Annotated in this window: 14 protein-coding genes and 2 CRISPR repeat arrays; of the genes, 3 read left to right on the top strand and 11 right to left on the bottom strand. The window is 68.7% G+C overall.

The features are described from left to right. Position 1 precedes the first annotated feature (1 nt). From EL266_RS04945 to EL266_RS04910, 7 genes are all read right to left on the bottom strand, one after another. Positions 2 to 583 carry a hypothetical protein gene (locus EL266_RS04945; RefSeq protein WP_051281503.1) on the bottom strand — a complete coding sequence of 194 codons (582 nt, stop codon included), beginning with the start codon at positions 581 to 583 and terminating at the stop codon, positions 2 to 4. Then, positions 580 to 2,196 carry an RAMP superfamily CRISPR-associated protein gene (locus tag EL266_RS04940; protein ID WP_051281502.1) on the bottom strand — a complete coding sequence of 539 codons (1,617 nt, stop codon included), beginning with the start codon at positions 2,194 to 2,196 and terminating at the stop codon, positions 580 to 582. Before EL266_RS04940 ends, EL266_RS04945 begins: the two co-directional genes overlap by 4 nt. Beyond that, positions 2,193 to 4,088, bottom strand: a complete 1,896-nt coding sequence (locus EL266_RS04935; protein WP_051281501.1) for a hypothetical protein — start codon at positions 4,086 to 4,088, stop codon at positions 2,193 to 2,195. Before EL266_RS04935 ends, EL266_RS04940 begins: the two co-directional genes overlap by 4 nt. Then, entirely contained in the window at positions 4,085 to 5,944 is a 1,860-nt protein-coding gene (locus EL266_RS04930; RefSeq protein WP_051281500.1) for a hypothetical protein, read from the bottom strand. Before EL266_RS04930 ends, EL266_RS04935 begins: the two co-directional genes overlap by 4 nt. A 287-nt stretch (positions 5,945 to 6,231) precedes the next feature. Then, positions 6,232 to 6,693: a CRISPR direct-repeat array (repeat unit 38 nt; unit sequence GTCTCAATGCACCTTATGGCGCGTGGTGCCTTCTGACC). Positions 6,694 to 7,319: 626 nt separating this feature from the next. Beyond that, positions 7,320 to 7,805 carry a MerR family transcriptional regulator gene (locus EL266_RS04920; protein WP_269471449.1) on the bottom strand — a complete coding sequence of 162 codons (486 nt, stop codon included), beginning with the start codon at positions 7,803 to 7,805 and terminating at the stop codon, positions 7,320 to 7,322. A gap of 95 nt (positions 7,806 to 7,900) precedes the next feature. After that, positions 7,901 to 8,281 carry a type II toxin-antitoxin system death-on-curing family toxin gene (locus EL266_RS04915; protein ID WP_026428184.1) on the bottom strand — a complete coding sequence of 127 codons (381 nt, stop codon included), beginning with the start codon at positions 8,279 to 8,281 and terminating at the stop codon, positions 7,901 to 7,903. Further along, entirely contained in the window at positions 8,278 to 8,481 is a 204-nt protein-coding gene (locus tag EL266_RS04910; RefSeq protein WP_026428183.1) for a hypothetical protein, read from the bottom strand. Before EL266_RS04910 ends, EL266_RS04915 begins: the two co-directional genes overlap by 4 nt. Positions 8,482 to 8,623: 142 nt before the next feature. Further along, positions 8,624 to 9,227: direct repeats of the CRISPR family, unit length 37 nt; unit sequence GTCTCAATGCACCTTATGGCGCGTGGTGCCTTCTGAC. Between the two features lie 428 nt (positions 9,228 to 9,655). On the opposite strand from EL266_RS04910, the gene EL266_RS04905 reads away from it, so the two are divergent. Together EL266_RS04905 and EL266_RS04900 are read left to right on the top strand one after the other, a co-directional pair. Continuing rightward, a complete protein-coding gene (locus EL266_RS04905) occupies positions 9,656 to 9,940 on the top strand; it encodes a transposase (RefSeq protein ID WP_026427393.1) in 285 nt (94 codons plus the stop codon). Next, positions 9,937 to 10,821, top strand: coding sequence for an IS3 family transposase (locus EL266_RS04900; protein WP_026427392.1), 885 nt, complete (start codon positions 9,937 to 9,939; stop codon positions 10,819 to 10,821). Before EL266_RS04905 ends, EL266_RS04900 begins: the two co-directional genes overlap by 4 nt. Before the next feature lie 1,195 nt (positions 10,822 to 12,016). Here EL266_RS04900 and EL266_RS04895 read toward each other — a convergent pair. From EL266_RS04895 to dacB, 4 genes are all read right to left on the bottom strand, one after another. Further along, positions 12,017 to 13,405 carry an NlpC/P60 family protein gene (locus EL266_RS04895; protein ID WP_051281309.1) on the bottom strand — a complete coding sequence of 463 codons (1,389 nt, stop codon included), beginning with the start codon at positions 13,403 to 13,405 and terminating at the stop codon, positions 12,017 to 12,019. 85 nt (positions 13,406 to 13,490) lie between these two features. Continuing rightward, complete coding sequence (hpt, locus tag EL266_RS04890) at positions 13,491 to 14,045, bottom strand: hypoxanthine phosphoribosyltransferase (RefSeq protein WP_026427369.1); 555 nt, start codon at positions 14,043 to 14,045, stop codon at positions 13,491 to 13,493. Positions 14,046 to 14,239: 194 nt separating this feature from the next. Next, the gene (locus EL266_RS04885) at positions 14,240 to 15,472 is read right to left on the bottom strand and encodes a zinc-dependent metalloprotease (RefSeq protein ID WP_084500923.1); all 1,233 of its coding nucleotides are present in this window, start codon (positions 15,470 to 15,472) and stop codon (positions 14,240 to 14,242) included. 11 nt (positions 15,473 to 15,483) lie between these two features. After that, positions 15,484 to 16,881: a D-alanyl-D-alanine carboxypeptidase/D-alanyl-D-alanine endopeptidase gene (dacB, locus tag EL266_RS04880; protein WP_026427367.1), complete on the bottom strand. Its 1,398-nt coding sequence runs from the start codon at positions 16,879 to 16,881 to the stop codon at positions 15,484 to 15,486. 269 nt (positions 16,882 to 17,150) lie between these two features. Between dacB and EL266_RS04875 the strand changes: the two genes are divergently transcribed. Continuing rightward, on the top strand, positions 17,151 to 17,651 hold the full coding sequence (locus tag EL266_RS04875; protein WP_026427366.1) for an inorganic diphosphatase: 501 nt from the start codon (positions 17,151 to 17,153) through the stop codon (positions 17,649 to 17,651). The last annotated feature ends 93 nt before the right edge of the window (positions 17,652 to 17,744 follow it).

The raw sequence follows: 17,744 nt of genomic DNA, 5'->3' as shown, positions 1-17,744 counted from the left end.
CTCAACCCCACTTTCCGGTGAGAAGCTCGTCGGCGAATACTGTGCTGCCGTATTCGCTCTCCTGGGTGAAGACCTCCAGGCTGGTCATCGTTGGCGCTGATCCCGTGCGCTCGGCACTGTGGTGCTGGAGGTAGGCGTTGTGGCGCCACCAGCACGGCTCGCCCACGGCACCGCTGAACCCCTGCCCTGCTGGGGCGGTCTCGACGCGGATCTCGGCGCTGCCCGCGCCGTTGATCCAGCGCAGCTCATGGGCGAGCAGGCCGCCTTCGGCATGGCCCAGGGGCCGCCAGAGCCGCAGTTCGTACACGGTGTCGAGTGGAACAGATTCGCCGGCGGTGTCGGTCAGAGCCTCGGCCGTGGCGCGACGCAGGGCACGGGAGCCCGTGGTGGTCTCGGCCAGGCCTACCCACGGGCCTTCGCGCTCCTCGCCGTCCAGGAGGGCGAGGACGTCGCCCACGGTGGCGGTGGGGACCGTGGCGGCGGGCGTCTCGCTCCAGATTCCCTCGCTCAGCTCCGGCAGGTCCCTGCTCAGGGCGCTGGCAACATCCTGGGGCGTCAAGGGCTGTGCATTCTCGGCGTTCATCGCGCTGCACCTTCCTGGGCGGTCTGCGTCGTCGTGCGCCCGGGGGCGTCATCGAGGTAGTCGGTCCATGCGCCTCCCCCATCGGCTGCGATGGCCTCATTGAGCCCTCGCAGGCGGGTGAGCAGCTCCTCGGCGATCCGCCTGCTGCCCTCGGCCCCTGGGGTGTCGGCCGTGATGCGCCAAGCGCCGTCGAGAAGGGCGTCATCGCCGTCGATGCTCACCGCGGTGACCTCGACGGCGCCCAGGCCCCGTGTGCCGCGGCTTCCCAGGGTCAGCGTTCCGGTGGCGAGCTCGGCGATGACCAGGCCCAGCAGGCACAGGGCCGCCCGCTGCCGGTTGAGGGCCTCGGCGCTGTTGACGGCGCTGCGCGCCACCCGCTGCAGGTCGACCTCCAGGACGAGGTCGTTCCAGTCGACATCGGGGATGAGCTCGCAGTACAGGCCCCCATCCTTGACTCCTCCCGTCCAGCGATCCCCGGCGTTGTGCGTGCGCTGGGTGAGCGTCTCCGCCCGCCTCTGGCTGTCCGGGGTCTCCATCACCCGGACTGCGCCGCGACGCTCGGTGGAGCCGAATAGCTCGCGCACCAGGCGCGGGTCCTCGGCGAGCTGCTGGTGAACCCCTGTCCCCGACCAGTCCCGGTCCTGTCGATCGGCCTGCTCCCCGGTCAGGAGGATGGTGCGGGCGATCCGACTGGCACGGCTGCGCAGTGCCCCGCGCACGCTCGATCCGGGCAGCACCAGGGCGCCGGCCTCATCCGAGGCCCTGCCCTTCATGGAGCGCTGACGCAGGGGGCGTGTGGGGACCGGCTCCTCACCATTGCCACCATTGACCTCCTCCTCATCGCGCGGCTCGGCGATGAGAATGCCGGTGGGGCTCCTCCAGCCGATCACGACGGTCAGCCCGCGCGCGGGCCGCACCTCCTGCACGGGGATCGAGTGCTGCTGCTGATGGTTTGCGAGGAAGGCGAGCAGTCCCCGGGGATCGGCCAGGGCATCGCGACGCACCGGAATCTGAGGTCCTGGCGCCTCATTGAGCGTGACCCGTCCCCAGCCGGCGTTCTGGCGGCCTCCCAGGCTGACGCGCCCGGCGGCCAGGAGGCCCACCACCTGCCCCAGGAGGGTCTCCACGGCGGTGGGATCGCCGTCGTCCTGGATGCTGCCGACCTGGGCGGTCAGGCGCAGGTTCAGCGTGACCCCTGCCGGGATGATCTCGTGCTCGAACAGCGCGGTGTCCCCCGCGCTGCCCCAGTAGCGGTCGACGGCGATTCCCGTGCGGTACGTCGCCTCGACTCCGCTGAGGTCGATGGCGTGGACGGTCAGGGCGGCCGCGCGGTCCTGGTCTCCCCAGAGCGCCAGCAGCGGGTGGTCCCGGTCCTGGCGAGCGAGCTCATGGCCGTAGGCCTCCATCCAGGCGGCTCGCAGCGCACCCTTGACGCTGCGCCCGCTGAGCACGCGGTCGCCCACCGCGTCGCGCGCGAATTGTCTGGGCGCGGTTTCCCGCTGCTCCTGACTTCGCGCGGCCGCACTGCGATCGACGTCGTGCTCGGCTCCGCCGCTGTGCAGGGGCGAGTCGGTGCGCAGGACCAGGTCGAGCTGGTATCGGGTAATGCTCATGATCTGCTCCCCTCGCCGGTGAAGTCGCACTGCCTGAGTCTGCGGGCCCGGATCCTCGCCCCCGCCCCGTCATCCGCGAGCAGGTGGTGGCCGACGGCGATCCTGCCGTAGCCCTGCTCGCGCAGGTGCCCGATGCCCTGGCGCTGAAGTCGCGACAGGCGCTGGGCCAGCTCCTCGTTGCGGGCGGCGTCCTGGGCGGCGATGCGCAGGGTGGTGCCCGCCTGGATGGCGATGCGGCTGGCTCGCGGCTGCTGGCTCGCGGCCGACCAGCCGTCCACGCGCCGGTGCCGCAGGCCGACGGCGTAGCGCGGGTCCGTCCCCTCGGCGTCGGGATCGGGGACGAGGGTGAGTGGGAGGCCTCCGCCCAGTGCGTCCAGCAGGGGACCCACGCCTCCGGCGGTGCCCAGGCGGGGCGACCGCAGGATCACATCGGAGAGGCACCAGATGGTGAAGTCCTCGGGCGCACTCCCGCTGGGGGCCGGGGCGGTGGCCTCCAGTACGGGGCCCAGTGAGCAGGTGGCTGTCCCGTAGGTGCCGGAGAGCCGGCGCGATCCAAGCCGTGCGGGCCGGCTGAGGAGTGCGCTGAGCTGGTCGTCGACGATCTCGTGCAGCGCGGCGGACAGGCTCACCTCGGCCTGGAGGACGACGCCGGCCGGAAGGGCGCGGACCATGAAGAGCTGGCCCGTGGCGGCGGCCCCGGTGCTGGCCTGGATGGCTGTGGACTGCCGGCCCACGAGAGCCGGGGCGCCCAGGGCGACCTCGGCGTCGCCCTCGATGCGGTCGAAGATGTAGCCCGAGCGCATGGGGACGTGCACGCCGGTTGGCTCCTGGCTGTGAAGCCGGTTCCACAGCTCGAGCTGCGCCGCGCTGTCTCCTGACCGCTTGTCCCGGGAGAGGACGAGTGGGACGGGCAGGCCCCGCACCCCGCCGACCACCGGGGTGGCGTCGCTGACTCGCAGCATTCCTGTGACGACGGCGTCGCGCACGAGGTCGCTGCTGGGGAAGGCGTGGCGCAGGCGGGAGTGGACCCAGGGAAGCAGGACGGTCCCGCGCAGGAAGTCCAATGAGCGCACCTCATTGGAGTAGGGGACCTCATAGGACACCAGGGGCGTGTCCAGGCGGATGGTGAGCGTGGCGGTCGCCGTCGTCTCGCAGGCGGATGGGCCGGCCTGCCGGGCGGCGCTCAGCACGACGGGCTGCCCCCTGGTCGGGCTGGGGGCCTGCGGGTCCCTGGCGACGCCGTCGTCGAGCAGCCTCTTCACGTGTGAGGCGCACCAGTCGCGGTCCAAGGGTGTGCCGTCATCGACGATGAGGGCGCGGCAGGCCCCGTCGCCGCTGGTCCGGTCCGAGCCGACGGCGGTGATCAGCTGGGCGGCCAGGGCCAGTAGGAGGCGGGCGTCCTCGCGCTGCTGGCTGTCCCAGGTGATCGGGCTGCGATCCAGGCCCTCGGTGAGGAAGGTGATGGTGGCCTCCCCGCTGCCCTTGCCCGCCCGCTCGACAAGGCGCAGGAAGTCCTCCTTGGCGGTGCCGGTCGCCTCGTCGATGGACACTCCGATGACGGTGTGCGTGGGCCGGTGGTCGCCTCCTTCACGGGTGGATACGGTGATGGGCGCGTCGGAGAGGCTGATGAGGCGCGGGTGCTCACTGGTTCCGAAGAGGGTCTGGGCCAGGCTCTGCCAGGCGTGGCGGTCAGGGCCGTCCAGGGCGCGGGCGGCGTTGGCCGCCTGCTCGCGCAGGATGCCGGTGAGGATGGTGGCGCGCAGGAGGGGCAGTCCGGAGTCGCCTGGCTCTTTCTCGATGACGTCGTCGAGGCCTCCGGCGATGCCGGTGCCTGTGGCTGCGCCCCAGTCGGAGTCCAGGGTCAGGCGCAGGGTGAGGGGTGCGGGGTTCACGCCGTCTCCTCCTCGGTGGTGGTGGCTGCGGGCGTCGCGCCGGCGGAGGATGCGGGGGACGCGAGGGACGCAGGAGAGCCGGCCAGGGCCTCCTCCAGGTAGGAGGTGGGCAGGAGGTCGGAGAGTTCGAGCAGGTCGGGGAGGTATCGGGGGTCGTCGATGCCGTCGATGAGGGTGTCTCCCAGGACGCGGCGGGCGTCCGCCCATTCGGCGTCGATCGTGCCTGTCAGCTTTTGGTGCTGCTCACTGTCCTGGTCCAGCGCTGAGCGCTTGGACAGCAGCGAGCGGATGCGGGCGGCGCGGGTTCTGGGGAAGGCGGTGCCGCTCGGGGTCATGCCCCGGGCGTGGCAGGCGCGGTGGAGCATGGCCTGCCAGGCGGCGCCTTGGAGTGAGTCGGTGGTCGAGCCTGTGGTCGGGTCTGCGGTGGGGTGCTGCTCGGCGGGCGCGTGCAGCCGGTAGGGCCTGGCGGTGAAGCTCCTGTAACTGGCGAGGAGCTCGCCGGCGTCGACGATCGTTGAGTCGATGAGCGCGTGGTAGGTGAGTGTGGAGCACTCCCTGCCTTCTTCCTTGCCGGTTCTCTTGGCCTCGGAGACGAGTGCCTCGGCCAGGGTGTAGGCCAGGTGGAAGGGGAAGTTGCGCGGGACGATCGCCGCTCCGGCGGCCGCGGTCATGGAACCTGTGCTCTGGGATGCTCTGAGGGAGGCGGGGCCGAGGTATCGCAGGAGGGCGTCGTCGGCGGTGGCCTCCTCGTAGGCGCGCAGGTAGGCCTCCATGAAGGGGAGGGCGTAGTGGCCCTCGGTGAGAACGGTGAGGTCGTCCCCGCCCATGAGAATGGGCACGACGGGGATGATTCGCTCGGTGGCGGTTCCGCGGTGGTCGGCCTGCCATAGGCGGGCGACCTTCTCCCATGCCGTGAAGAAGGCGTGGGTGACGGAGTCGTCGAAGCGCTTGTTGATCTCAAGGAGGAAGCGGCGCAGGGATTCGGCGTGGTCCGGTGGGCATCCGACCTCGCGGTGGAAGACGTCGGAGCTGACGCGGCTCTTGCTGTCGTTGAGTGCGCGCATGATGGCGCCCACGCCGTTGCCGTCGATGTGGATGACGGCGATGCGGGAGAGCTCGATCGGTTGCGCGGATCGTGCCCGCGGGGCGCTCTCGGCGCGTGAGCTGTCCGTGGGTTCGGGCTCCTCGGTGTTCTCGGGGTCGGAGTCGAAGGCGTCCTCGAGTGCCTTGAGGCTGTCCATGAGGAGGGCGTCATCATGACCGATGAGCTGTGCGAGGGGCGTGAATTCGGAGGCTTTTTTGACGAGGTGGTTGCGGGCCTGGATGGCGCAGGCGCGTTTGACTTGACTGGGTAGGGAGTGGGCGGTTGCGCCGGGCGGGCGGGTACCCAGGAGTGTGCGCCTTGGTGCGGCGGGCAGGTTTGAGTTCTCGGCGCGCTGCAGGAAGGGGATTTGGGGGAATCTGGCCTCCGCGGGGGGCCGGCTCAGGGCGTAGCGGCTGGCGAGGGAGTGGATGCGCCTGAGGTCGGATTCGGTGACGTTGATGTGGGTGCCGTTGCTGGGGTCCGCGAGTGGCATGAAGACGCCGGTGACATCCATGCCCGGGGCGATGGCGTGGACTCGACGGGTGGTGGCGCCAATGAGCCTGGTGGCGGAGTCCTGATCGGGGACGGTGAGGATGGTTTTGCCGGAGGAGTCTGAGACGCGGGTGGTGGTGATGTTCAGGGCTGCGGCGATCTCGTGCGTCCATGGGGCGAGCATCGTCAGCAGGAAGGAGCCGCCGATGTTCTCGCGCTGGCGCGGCGAGGAGAAGACGTAGCGCTGATTGCCGCCGGTCTCGAGCATGACGAGGTACATGGTTACCTTCTTTGGCGTCTGGAACGACGGCAACCTAGCACAAGTGGACGAGCGGCGATACCTTTTGAGGAAAGCCATGCCGCTACTCAACAAACGCGCAGGTCAGAGCACGTTTGACCGAGAGAATGCGACACGTCTGATCGTGAAGAGTCAACTTAAATGAGCGCAATTCTTATGGGTTGATCCAAATCGATCGCAAGCACCTTTGGATGAATGCTGGGCGCCCCGACATCCTGACAACGTGTTCGAAACAGCCAAACTGCACCATTTGCTACACGACGCCTTCTTACTCAATGCACCTTATGGCGCGTGGTGCCTTCTGACGTACCGGATTGGGACTTCTTCCCTTGGATGGGCGTGTCTCAATGCACCTTATGGCGCGCGGCGCCTTCTGACGAGTACTACGGGTGGTCCTGGAACCTCGTCCACACGTCTTAATGCACCTTATGGCGCGTGGTGCCTTCTGACTTGATGTTAGGGCAAGCGTTCGCAACGCCCGCGTCTTAATGCACCTTATGGCGCGTGGTGTCTTCTGACACGCCCAGCACCACCTCAACCTCACGTGAACGTCTCAATGCACCTTATGGCGCGTGGTGCCTTCTGACCCTTTGAAGACAACCCGAGGACCACGGTCGAGGGTCTCAATGCACCTTATGGCGCGTGGTGCCTTCTGACCGCCAGCTATGACTTGCTGGCGGCGATCTTTCTAATGTCTCAATGCACCTTATGGCGCGTGGTGCCTTCTGACCCACCCCTCGATCCACCCCCTGTGACCAGGGACGATGCGACGAGTAGCGCCAGCGGCTCTCAGGCACCTGTCGAACCGCCTCGGCACCAAGGCAGTTCTACCACATCCGCGCAGGTCAGCGCCACAGCGCCAGCGACGCGCTTCTCAAGCCCCCGCCACCCGGCTTTCAACGACCTCTTGCGGAAAAGTGCCCACGCACCACTCGACATCAGACAACCCCTCGCCCTCCAGGACCACGCCCCACCGACTCCCCGCCCCACCCTCACCACACATCAGAACAGACCCCGGTACAGCTCGCCGTCATCCTGACTGGGCGGCACGCCCAGGACCTGCACCCGATCGCGACAGGATCGACACAGACGATAGACATGCACGACATCATCAGAACTCTCGATGGGCCTTTCTCATCAACCCTGACGAGAAAACCTCACTGTAGCGGTACCGTCAGACACGAACCAGTGCGGAATCACGCGGATCCCACCCCAGACCCACGAACTGAACGCGCAGCCCGCCCCTCACGGGGGCGAGCACCTGCACGTGGGAGACCCCGGAGCGACCGGTGCTCCTCCCGGCTGCCGTCACCATGACTGCGGTGCACGCCGCTGCGGCCGGAGGACAGGGGTCGGGTCAGGCGTCGATCACCGGCAGGCAGACGTCGGTGACCCAGGCAGCCGGGTCGGGATCCTGAGCCGGGCTGACCCGGTATATGTTGAACATCGGCCCCGTGCGCAGGTCGTGCGCGGCAACATAGGAGCCGAGGACGGCGGTGGCCTCCGGCACGCCGTCGTAGCTGCCGTGCAGGGTGGCGACGATGACGTCGCGCGCCGCGCTCATCTCCCCCAGCCGGGCATGCTCGGCCCTCAGGTGCTCGGCGTGGGCGGACAGGAGCCCGCTGAGGCGCTCAGGATCATCGCGGTCGGCCATGACCTCCCTGATCTGCGCCACTGGCAGCCCGGCCTCACGCAGACGCGTGATCCAGTGGGCGTCCACGAGCTGGTCGGGGTGGTAGTAACGGTGGCCGGTGAAGGGGTCGACAGCGAAGGGGGTGAGGACCCCCTGCTCCTGGTAATGGCGCAGCATGCGCACGCTGATGGCGGTCAGCCTGGAGAACAGGCCGATTCTCAGCAGTCCGACGCCGGTGGCTCGATGGTCCGGCCGGCACTCTCGCAGGGGTGGTCCATGCCGCTATCGCACATGCTCACACCGTGTCAGGTGCAAGGAGCCGTCTGAGTCCACCGGGAGAACGCGAGAGCCACGTCGAGCATGTCGGCCCGCCCGTCGGCCACCCTCATGACGAGGTCGTAGGCCTCATCGTCCGGGGACTCAATCGAGCACCCGTTGATATCGAGGAGCACCAGTGCGGCCAGCCAGCCGAGGCGCTTGTTCCCGTCGACAAGGGCGTGGTTGCGGACCAACGACTCAAGGAGTGCAGCCGCCTTGTGGGCCAGCGACGGGTAGGCGTCCTTCCCAAGGAGCGTCGTCGCGGGGCGACAGGCTGCGGACTCGAGGAGGCCCAGATCACGCACCGGCCCGACACCCAGGTCGTTGACGAGACTCAGCAGGTCCTCAAGCGAGAGGTACTCGGTCACCGTCCAAGCCGCTCAAGGAGATGACCGTAACGATCTCGTACACGCGCTGAGGCGTCTGCGACCCTCCGCTCGTGCGCGCGCCGCGCCGCAGTCTCGCGAATGGCCCGCACCGTGGCCTCCTGGCGGCTGATGCCGTCCTCCTGCGCGATACGGGCGAGAATCTCCTCATCATCCTTGGTTAACCGCAGAGTCATCGCCATGACGCGATGATACCACTTCGATACCACGCGACTGGCCTCCCCAGTCGCAGCACCGCAGGAGCGTCACGGTCCTTCACCGTCGTCGGGGCCAGTCACCCGCGGCGGGTGTCCACAGATATGCAAGGACAAAGGCGCTGAGACCGTCGCAATGCACCTTATGGCGCGTGGTGCCTTCTGACTCTGATGGGCGCAGCTGGATCCTAGAGATCCCAGGTCTCAATGCACCTTATGGCGCGTGGTGCCTTCTGGCCGCCGCCTCACCCAGGGGGCAGGCATCACGTCTTAATGCACCTTATGGCGCGCGGTGCCTTCTGACGAGACCGAGGATGCACTTGATGCCGCTAGATGGAGTCTCAATGCACCTTATGGCGCGTGGTGCCTTCTGACCAACAAGGAGAAACACCATGGCAAACCCAGCTAATTGTCTCAATGCACCTTATGGCGCGTGGTGCCTTCTGACTAGAACTGGGTGGGAGCAGCCCCATCCAGACGAGGGTCTCAATGCACCTTATGGCGCGTGGTGCCTTCTGACGACCTCAATCTCTACTACTCCTACGAGTTGGAGTGTCTCAATGCACCTTATGGCGCGTGGTGCCTTCTGACGAGAGCTTGAGAGGAAGGAGGCGACCATGGGGGTCGGTCTCAATGCACCTTATGGCGCGTGGTGCCTTCTGACCCAGAAAGGACCAGGACGATGACCATCACCATCGTCTCAATGCACCTTATGGCGCGTGGTGCCTTCTGACCCACCCCCCGATCCACCCCCTGTGACCAGGGACGATGCGACGAGTAGCGCCAGCGGCTCTCAGACACCCGTCAAACCGCCTCGGCACCAGCACTGTTCTACCACATTCGCGCAGGTCAGCGCCACAGCGCCAGCGACGCGCTCCACAGGCCCCCGCCACCCGGCTTTCAACGACGTCTTGCGGAAAACTGCCCACGCACCACTCGACATCAGACAACCCCTCACCCTCCAGGACCACGCCCCACCGACTCCCCACCCCACCCTCGCCGCGCGTCAGAACAGGCCCCGGTAGAGCTCGCCGTCATCCTGACTGGGCGGCGTGCCCAAGATCTGCACCCGATCACGGCAGGATCGGCACAGGCTGGGGTGAGTGGTGTTTCTCGGACAGGGGAGGATTTTCATCCTCCTTTGATTCGATAGGATGGAGCCATGTCAAGGGCAAAGTACTCTGATGAGTTCAAGGAACAAGTGGTGCGCGAGGTGATCGAGAAGGAACGGTCGATCGCGTCGGTGGCCGCTTCCTACGAGTTGGTGCCCCAGACGGTGGGCAACTGGGTCGCGAAGCACAGGAAGGAGCACGGCAGCGCTGAGGAAAGAGAAGCGGTTGCCGAAGCCGAGGAGGTAGCCCGCCTGAGGAAACAGGTCCGCGAGCTGCAGCAGGAGAACGAGTTCCTGAAAAAAGCGGCGGCCTTCTTCGCGAAGGAACAGCGGTGAGTCACAAGTATGCGCTCATCAATCGCGAGGAAGGCAACTACCCGATCGTCTCGATGTGCCGGTGGTCGAAGGTCTCCCGTTCGGGCTACTACTCCTGGCGGGACCGGCCACAATCGGCGACCTCAATGAGAAGGGAAGAGCTGACGGCCCTGATCAAGGCCGAGTTCGAGGCCTCGGACGGCACCTACGGGTACCGCAGGATTACCGCCCGTCTGGGGCGCAGAGGCGTGGTGGCGCACCATGACACCGTGCGCTCCATCATGCGCGAGCGCGGCCTGGTGGCCGCTCAGCCTCGCCGAAGGACTCGCACCACCACCCCGGCGGCCGACCTGAAGGAGTGGCCAGACCTGGTGGAGCGCGACTTCACCGCCACGGCGCCAGGAACCAAGTGGGTCGGGGACATCACCTATATCCGCACCTGGGTGGGATTCGTCTACCTGGCCACCGTCCTGGACTGCGCCACGAAGAAGGTCGTGGGCTATGCGATGGCTGATCACATGCGCACTGAGCTTGTCTGCCAGGCTATTGATATGGCGGTGCGCAACTGCCCGCCGGTGACAGGAACGACGATCTTTCACTCCGACCGGGGGTCGCAGTACACCTGTCAGAAATTCGCTGAGCACCTGGGCGCCTATGGTATTCGCTTGTCGGTGGGCAGGACCGGGGTGTGCTGGGACAATGCGTGGGCGGAGTCCTTCAATGCCACGCTCAAGAATGAGAGGGTGCACCGGATGGTGTATCCCACACGGGGCAAGGCCATGAATGATATTGCCTCATGGATCGAGCTGGTCTACAATCACACCCGGCTGCATTCTTCTCTGGGATATCGCACTCCTAACGAGGTGGAGCGCGAGCTCCTGGACCACAAGAAGGCAGCCTGACCAACACAACACACAGTCCGAAAAACACCCAGCAGTCCAGCACGATGCGCCGCACGGCATTGCGCGGTATGGACAGATACGGAACGGAGTGCTCGGACTCCACCACCAGCCGATCCCGCGTCACGCTGACCCTCGCACCGTCCCGCCCCACATAGACGACGCGGTCCGGATTGGCGTCGTGATCAACGTCGTGCCGCGGATCGCACACCGGATAGGTGGAACCCAGGTCCTGCCCCAGGAGGCGCCGACTGCTCACCGCCGCCCCCAATGCCTTCACGGCAAGTTCGAGTCGCACATTGGGGACGAAGTCCTCCACTGGGGCTTCTGGTCCACCGTGCGCTGGCCGGCGGGGCGGCTCACCCGGTGAGGACGGTCTTGCACATTCATTCATGAGCCCCACCAGAGTGCCCACCCAGGAATCCGCATGATTCCGCGGATCCGCCACCCACGCCTCCCGGGCAGCACCAGGATGAATGTGCATCAGCGTCGCCGATGCACATTCATCCCTTCTCACCGAGGCAGTCGCCAGCCCAGATCGTTGGAATCCCAACGATCCCCCACGCAGACACGCAGAATGAATGTGCAACACCGAGCCCCACCACAACCCAGGCCCACCACCGACGGCCACACCCCCGCCCCGACCCCGACCTGTGGGGGCCGGAAGCCCAGCCCCACCACCGACGACCACACCAAGAGACCTGACCGCGGAGCACTGGGTGAGGCCCTCCAGCAGGTCGCGCGTACCCAGGCCGCGGGCTGCGCCCCGTGCCCGGGGCGCAGCCCGCGCGGCATGTTGTCCACGGTGAACAACTTTCAGACTCACCACTCACTCCACACCACCTGCCGCAATCGCGAACGCGCAGGTCAGGGCACTTTTCCGGCCGCAGACCAGCAAGCGGAGGCGGTTAAAGTTGTTCACCGTGGACAACCACGGGCGCAGCCGGCCCCGGCACGGGACGCCGCGGACGTGCGTTTGCGTAGCGAACGTGCACTTGCGTCACGCACCCCTGTGCCAACCCCAGTTCGATGACGCAAACCCTCGTCCGGTACGCGAACTCACGTCATCGGCGCGGACCGGCCGGGCCAGGAACCAACCTGACGAACACAGAACACACGGGTGTGGCCCGCCGGCCGGAGCCGACGGGCCACACCCGTGTTCTCGACTGCACTCAGCGCCCTGGCGGCGCTGGCTGTCTCATTCGCCCGAGCTCGCCGACGGGCTCGAGCCCCCGCGGGCCCGCAACCGCCGGAACAGCATGAGGCCAACGCCGCCTCCCACCAGGAGGACGGCCAGCAGAATGCCGGCCACCGAGGCGCCCGTGGAGGGAAGCCGCGACTCCTGGCCCGCGGCCGCCTGGGCGGCGGGCTTGGCCCCCTGGTCCTGGGCCTGAGTCTGAGCCTGGGCAGGGGCGTCGCCCTCGACCTGCTCGGCGCTGACCTCGGGGACATCAGCCTTGGCCTGCGCGTGGGCCTGCTGAGCCGCGGCCGTCTGCTCCGCGGCCGTCTGCTCCTCAGCCGCCTGGGCGGCCTGCTCCGACTGCTCGGCCTGAGCGGCCTGCTCGCCCTGCTCCTCCTGCGAGGCGGCTGCAGCGCCCTGATCGGAGGCGGGCTGCGCACCCGCCTGAGCCCCGGAGGCGCCGGCGTCAACGGAGCTGCTCTTGGTCCCCGTCCAGTTCGGACGCGCCACGAAGCTCAGTTCGGCCTTGAGGGACTCGCCCATCTTCGAGATGTGCACGCCCTGACCGGCGGCCTTGCCGGTGGAGTGCATGAGCATGCCGTCACCCAGGTAGATGGCCACGTGGTAGACGTTGGCGAAGGTCGAGCGCGAGCCCGCGCCGGTGCCGGGGCGCACGGTCGGGGTCGGGCTGGAGAAGAACAGGACATCGCCGCGCTGGTAGTGGCCCTCGGTGTCGTACCACATGTCGCCGTTGGCGTAGAACCAGCTGGCCAGGTTGTTGGCCTGCCACAGCCCGGAGCCCTCGGGGTTCTGCCCGAAGTCAACGGAGTAGCCCACCACGGAGTTCTTGTCCGCGGTGTAGGTGGAGCTCTGGTAGTTCCAGCCCACCAGGGTCATGCCCACGAAGGTCGAGCAGCTGACGGCGTAGGGGGCCTCCTGCTCCTGGTGGATGACCTTGCCGGACAGCGGCGAGACGCGGGAGCCGTCCCACTCGAGCTGAGTCCCGGCATCCACGAAGGTCTGCCCGCGGGCGATCATGTCCTCAGCCGCGGCGGCGTTGGGCTGGGTGGTCGGCGCGCTGGGGAGGTTCTGGGGCATCGCCCAGGAGCCGTCCGCCAGCGGCAGGGCGACATTCGCCCCTGGACCGGTGGGCTGCGTGGTGGAGATGGTGTATGTCATCCCTGAGCCGTCGTCGGCGAACTCGTCGCCGGCGGTGGTCACCGTGCCCGATAGCCCGGTCGCCTGCTGCATGTCCGCCGTGGTGTCGAAGCGACTGCCAGAGGACTGCGAGGCGGGCAGGCCCCCGGCCGGTCCAGCCATCGCCGCCGGGGCGATGAGCGAGGAGGCGAGCAGTGCAGTGGCGGCCATCGCGGCCCCACGTCGTAGGTTCGGCTTGTTGTCAGCCATGCGCAGTAACTCCTGCCGTAGTCATCAGTTGGCGCGAGAGACCATACCGTGACCTGATGACAATGCAAGCACTTTTGGAGGCCCCTCAGCCTCCGTAGACCTCCGGGCTCAGGGTGCCGATGAAGGGGAGATTCCTGTATTTCTCCGCATAGTCCAGGCCGTAGCCGACGACGAACTCGGTGGGGATGTCGAACCCGACATATGTCACATCCACGTCAACCTTCGCAGCCTCGGGCTTACGCAGTAAGGTGGCGATTTCCACAGAGGCGGGCCCCCGGGAGCCGAGGTTCCCCACCAACCAGGACAGGGTCAGGCCCGAGTCGATGATGTCCTCGACGATGAGCACGTCGCGCCCGGTCAGGTCGGTGTCCAGGTCCTTGAGGATGCGCACCACGCCGGAGGACTTGGTGCCCGAGCCGTAGGAGGACACGGCCATCCAGTCCATGGGGACCGAGCGGTGCAGGCGGCGCGAGAGGTCGGCCATGACGTACACGGCCCCCTTGAGCACTCCCACCAGGAGGAGGTCGCGCCCCGCGTAGTCGGCGTCGATCTGGGCGGCCATCTCGTCGAGCCGGCGCCCGATCTGCTCCTCGGTGATGAGGACCTGCTGCAGATCCGACCCCATGTCAGCGACATCCATCACTTCCGCCTTCCGTCGGCGCACGATCGGGGCGATGCCCCGCCTACCAGCCAAGCCTGCCACACAGCCATGTCTCAGCCCGGCACATCCTGCTCGCGCCCGGCAGCCCCTTGGCCCGGAATCCGGCGGCCCGGCTGCGCCCCTCGGCGCGCCCAGCGCCCCTCAGCGCACCCAGCGCCCCGGCGCCCTGCCGCTCAGCCCACGCGCTCCAGCCACAGGTCGGGGCGGGAGATCTCGGCGGGTCCGGGCAGGAGCTCGGGCCCGTCCCACACCCGGTTGAGGCCCTCATGGCCCGCCCGGGCGATGACGGCGCGGGCGAAGGCGACGCCGTCGACGTACTGGGCCTCCTTGGCGTCCAGGCTCACCAGCCGGTGCAGGAGTGAGCCGACGCCGAGCCCCGGCCCCACGCCCAGCGTGTCGGAGCCGGTGCGCGAGAGCACGGCGCGAAGGCGATGGACCGAGGGGATGCGCGTGGGCCCCACGGAGTCCAGCACCGCCTCGGCGTGCCCCTCCAGGAGGGTCAGGGCGGCCACGAGTGAGGCCAGGCCGGCGCGCTCGGAGGCGCTGAGCAGCTCATCGAGCGCCGGCCCCTTGCCGGCCAGGACGGCCCCCAGCCCGATGCGTCCCATCCTGCGGCTCAGGGCCGGATGCTGGTCCTGACCGCCGATGCTGCGCACCACGGCCCGCAGCACATCGCGCGCCTGGCCAACGAGGTACTCCGAGAGCCAGGGCGCGGCGGCGAGCTGGATGGCGTGGGTGGTCTCATGCAGGGCCACCCAGGTGGGCAGGTCGAGCAGGTCGAGGTCCAGACGACGGCGCACCGCCAGCACATTGGGCGCCACGAGCAGCAGGCGCGGGGTGGGCTCGCCGGCGCCCCCCGGGGCGGGATCGGCCGTCAGGGCGTGCGTGCCGGGCAGGACCTGGCCGAGCAGCCGGGTGGAGATGAGGCTCAGGGCCCCGGCCACCTCCACGGCGCCCGCGGTGCGGGTCAGCCTCGCGGCGGGCGGCGCGGGCACCGCCGCCATGAGGCCGCGCAGGCTGGCCGCCGAGGCGCGGATGAGCCCGGCGCGGTCGACCACTCGCAGATCGGTGTGGGAGGCGACCTGGGCCGCCGCCCGGCGCAGGCCGGTGATCTCGGCGATCCACTCGGGGGCCTGGAGGGCCGAGCGCCTCAGGACCGCCACGGTCCCGGCCCGCACCTGCCGGGAGACCACGGGCCCCGGCGGCACCAGCGCCGCCATCCGGTCCACGGCCTGCCAGTCGATGAGCCCGGCGGCGGTGCCCTCCTCACCGAGGGCGACCGCCTCACCGGCGGCCTCCCCACCGGGGGCGCCGGCCCGGGCGGCGAGGCGCCAGGGCTCCCGGGGCGCGCGCGCCGCGGCGCGCCCCGCCGACTCCCCCTGCCTGCTCTTCCTGTGCTCGCTCATGCGGACCCCGCTCAGCCCTGGCAGCCGCAGGCCGCCAGCGGCGCCACCACATTGTTGTCCAGGGCAGCGCGGGCGCCCCAGGCGTTCTCCGCGGGGAAGCCGTCAACGACGACGGCGAAGGCCAGCAGCCTGCCATCGGCGGTGGTCGCGACGCCGGACAGGGACACGGACTGCTCCAGGGAGCCGGTCTTGGCCCGCACGGTTCCGGCCGCCTGGGTCTCGTGGAGGCGGTCGTCCAGGGTTCCGTCCAGGGCACCCACGGGCAGGGCCGAGATGAGCGCGCGCCCGACGGTTCCGCCGTCGGGGGCCGCGGCGCGCGCCAGGATCTGGGCCAGGAGGCGGCCGGGGACCTTGTTGCCCTTGGCCAGTCCCGAGGAGTCCAGGAGAGTGACCCCCGAGGTGTCGAAGCCGTCCTTGCGCAGCTGGGCGAGCACGGCGCGCGAGGCGCCCTGGAAGTCGGTGCTCTCCCCCGCGGTGGCGGCCACGAGCCGGCCCTCGACCTCGGTCATGGTGTTGTCGGAGGTCTTGAGGGACAGGGACAGGATGTCGGCCAGCGGGGCCGATGAGACGGCGGCCAGCTCCGAGGCGCCCGACGGGGCGGCGGCGCGGGAGACCTCCCCGCTGACCGTGATGCCGGCGTCCTCCAGGTGCTGGCGGAAGACCTGGGCGGCCTCCATGGCCGGGTCGTCGGGATAGTCCCCCTGGCCGTGATGGGCGGAGATGTCCACCATGATGGGCTGGATCTTGGCCACCCAGGCCTCGTTGCCCGCCTCCCAGCCGTCGTTCCAGGCAGGCCCGGTGAACAGGGTGTCATCCAGGCTCACCGACACGCTGGTCACGCCCTGGGCCTTGAGCGCCTCGGCGCTCTGCCTGGCCAGGTCTCCCAGGCCCGCCCGCCCGGCCGTGGCCGTGGGGTCGCCCTTGTCCTCGGCGAGCAGGACGTCTCCCCCGCCCACCAGGGTCAGGGTCGAGCCCTGGAGCACCGTGGTGGTGCTCAGGGTGTGGTCGGCCCCCATGAGGGACAGGGAGGCCTGGGCGGTCAGGAGCTTGTTGGAGGAGGCCGGGGTCACGCCGCTGGCGGCGGAGTGGTCGAGCAGCTCGGTGCCCGAGGCCACGTCGATGACGGAGGCGGAGACGGAGGCCCCCTCCATGGCGGGGTCGGCGACCATGGAGGTGACCATGGCGCTCAGCGCGGCCGATGAGGGCATGGGCGCCTCAGGGTCCAGGCCGGCCACCTGCGCCTGGGGGAGGCTGGGGGCGCTGATGGTGGGGTGGGGCTGCGCCGCGATGTCCATCGGGGCCACGGTGACGGGACCGGGCACCAGGTCGAGAGCGTCGGCCAAGCCGTAGTAGCCGCCGGCAACCAGGAGGCTCGCCGCAGTCAGTGCGGCGATCTGTGCCTTGCGCATGTCTCCTCTTTACTGACGTGGGATGCTTGTTGTCAGGCAGTCGCCCTGACCTGCACCGACAGGCGCGTTGGCCGGGACGGCACCGGGGCGGGCGCCCGCATGCGGGAACGGGGCCATGGGGTAGCGCAGTTGGCCACCTCGAAGGCCTCCGTACGCCACACTAGTGCTATCAGGACCTGCGTCGGGATCGAAGCCGACCCCATCGCCGGTCCGAGCGGTCACATTCCTGCGGTCCCACCCGGACCGCCCCACAAGCGAAGGAGGCTCCCGTGGAGTTCGACGTCACCATCGAGATCCCCAAGGGAAACCGGAACAAGTACGAGATCGACCATGTCACGGGCCGCATTCGCCTGGACCGCATGCTCTTCACCTCTACGCGCTACCCGGACGACTACGGGTTCATCGACGACACCCTGGGCGAGGACGGCGACCCCCTGGACGCGCTGGTGCTGCTGGAGGAGCCGACCTTCCCCGGATGCGTCATCCGGTGCCGCGCCCTGGGCATGTTCCGCATGCGGGACGAGAAGGGCGGGGACGACAAGGTCCTGTGCGTGCCCAGCGCCGATCAGCGCGCCTCCTGGCGCACGGACATCGAGGATGTCTCGGAGTTCCACCGCCTGGAGATCCAGCACTTCTTCGAGGTCTACAAGGACCTGGAGCCGGGCAAGTCCGTGGAGGGCGCCCACTGGGTGGGCCGCGAGGAGGCCGAGGAGGAGATCCGCCGCTCCTACGAGCGCGAGGCCGAGCGCGCCCAGCGCGAGGGCCACTGATCCCCCGCCCGGGCACCCTCGCCCGCCCCGCGATCAGCGGGAGGACGACGACGGCCGGTGACCTGAGCAGGTCACCGGCCGTCGTCGTCGATG

The sequence above is a fragment of the Actinomyces slackii genome (assembly GCF_900637295.1).
GTDB lineage: Bacteria > Actinomycetota > Actinomycetes > Actinomycetales > Actinomycetaceae > Actinomyces > Actinomyces slackii.
Note: the sequence above shows the minus strand (reverse complement) of the source record. Positions and strands in the feature narration are given on the sequence as shown.

What these genes read in the sequence shown, in the direction of transcription:
- EL266_RS04905 (WP_026427393.1), top strand. Translation starts at nt 9,656, where the DNA reads ATGTCAAGGGCAAAGTACTCTGATGAGTTCAAGGAACAAGTGGTGCGC.
- EL266_RS04945 (WP_051281503.1), bottom strand. Translation starts at nt 583, where the DNA reads ATGAACGCCGAGAATGCACAGCCCTTGACGCCCCAGGATGTTGCCAGC.
- EL266_RS04940 (WP_051281502.1), bottom strand. Translation starts at nt 2,196, where the DNA reads ATGAGCATTACCCGATACCAGCTCGACCTGGTCCTGCGCACCGACTCG.
- EL266_RS04885 (WP_084500923.1), bottom strand. Translation starts at nt 15,472, where the DNA reads ATGAGCGAGCACAGGAAGAGCAGGCAGGGGGAGTCGGCGGGGCGCGCC.
- hpt (WP_026427369.1), bottom strand. Translation starts at nt 14,045, where the DNA reads ATGGATGTCGCTGACATGGGGTCGGATCTGCAGCAGGTCCTCATCACC.
- EL266_RS04910 (WP_026428183.1), bottom strand. Translation starts at nt 8,481, where the DNA reads ATGGCGATGACTCTGCGGTTAACCAAGGATGATGAGGAGATTCTCGCC.
- EL266_RS04895 (WP_051281309.1), bottom strand. Translation starts at nt 13,405, where the DNA reads ATGGCTGACAACAAGCCGAACCTACGACGTGGGGCCGCGATGGCCGCC.
- EL266_RS04930 (WP_051281500.1), bottom strand. Translation starts at nt 5,944, where the DNA reads ATGTACCTCGTCATGCTCGAGACCGGCGGCAATCAGCGCTACGTCTTC.
- dacB (WP_026427367.1), bottom strand. Translation starts at nt 16,881, where the DNA reads ATGCGCAAGGCACAGATCGCCGCACTGACTGCGGCGAGCCTCCTGGTT.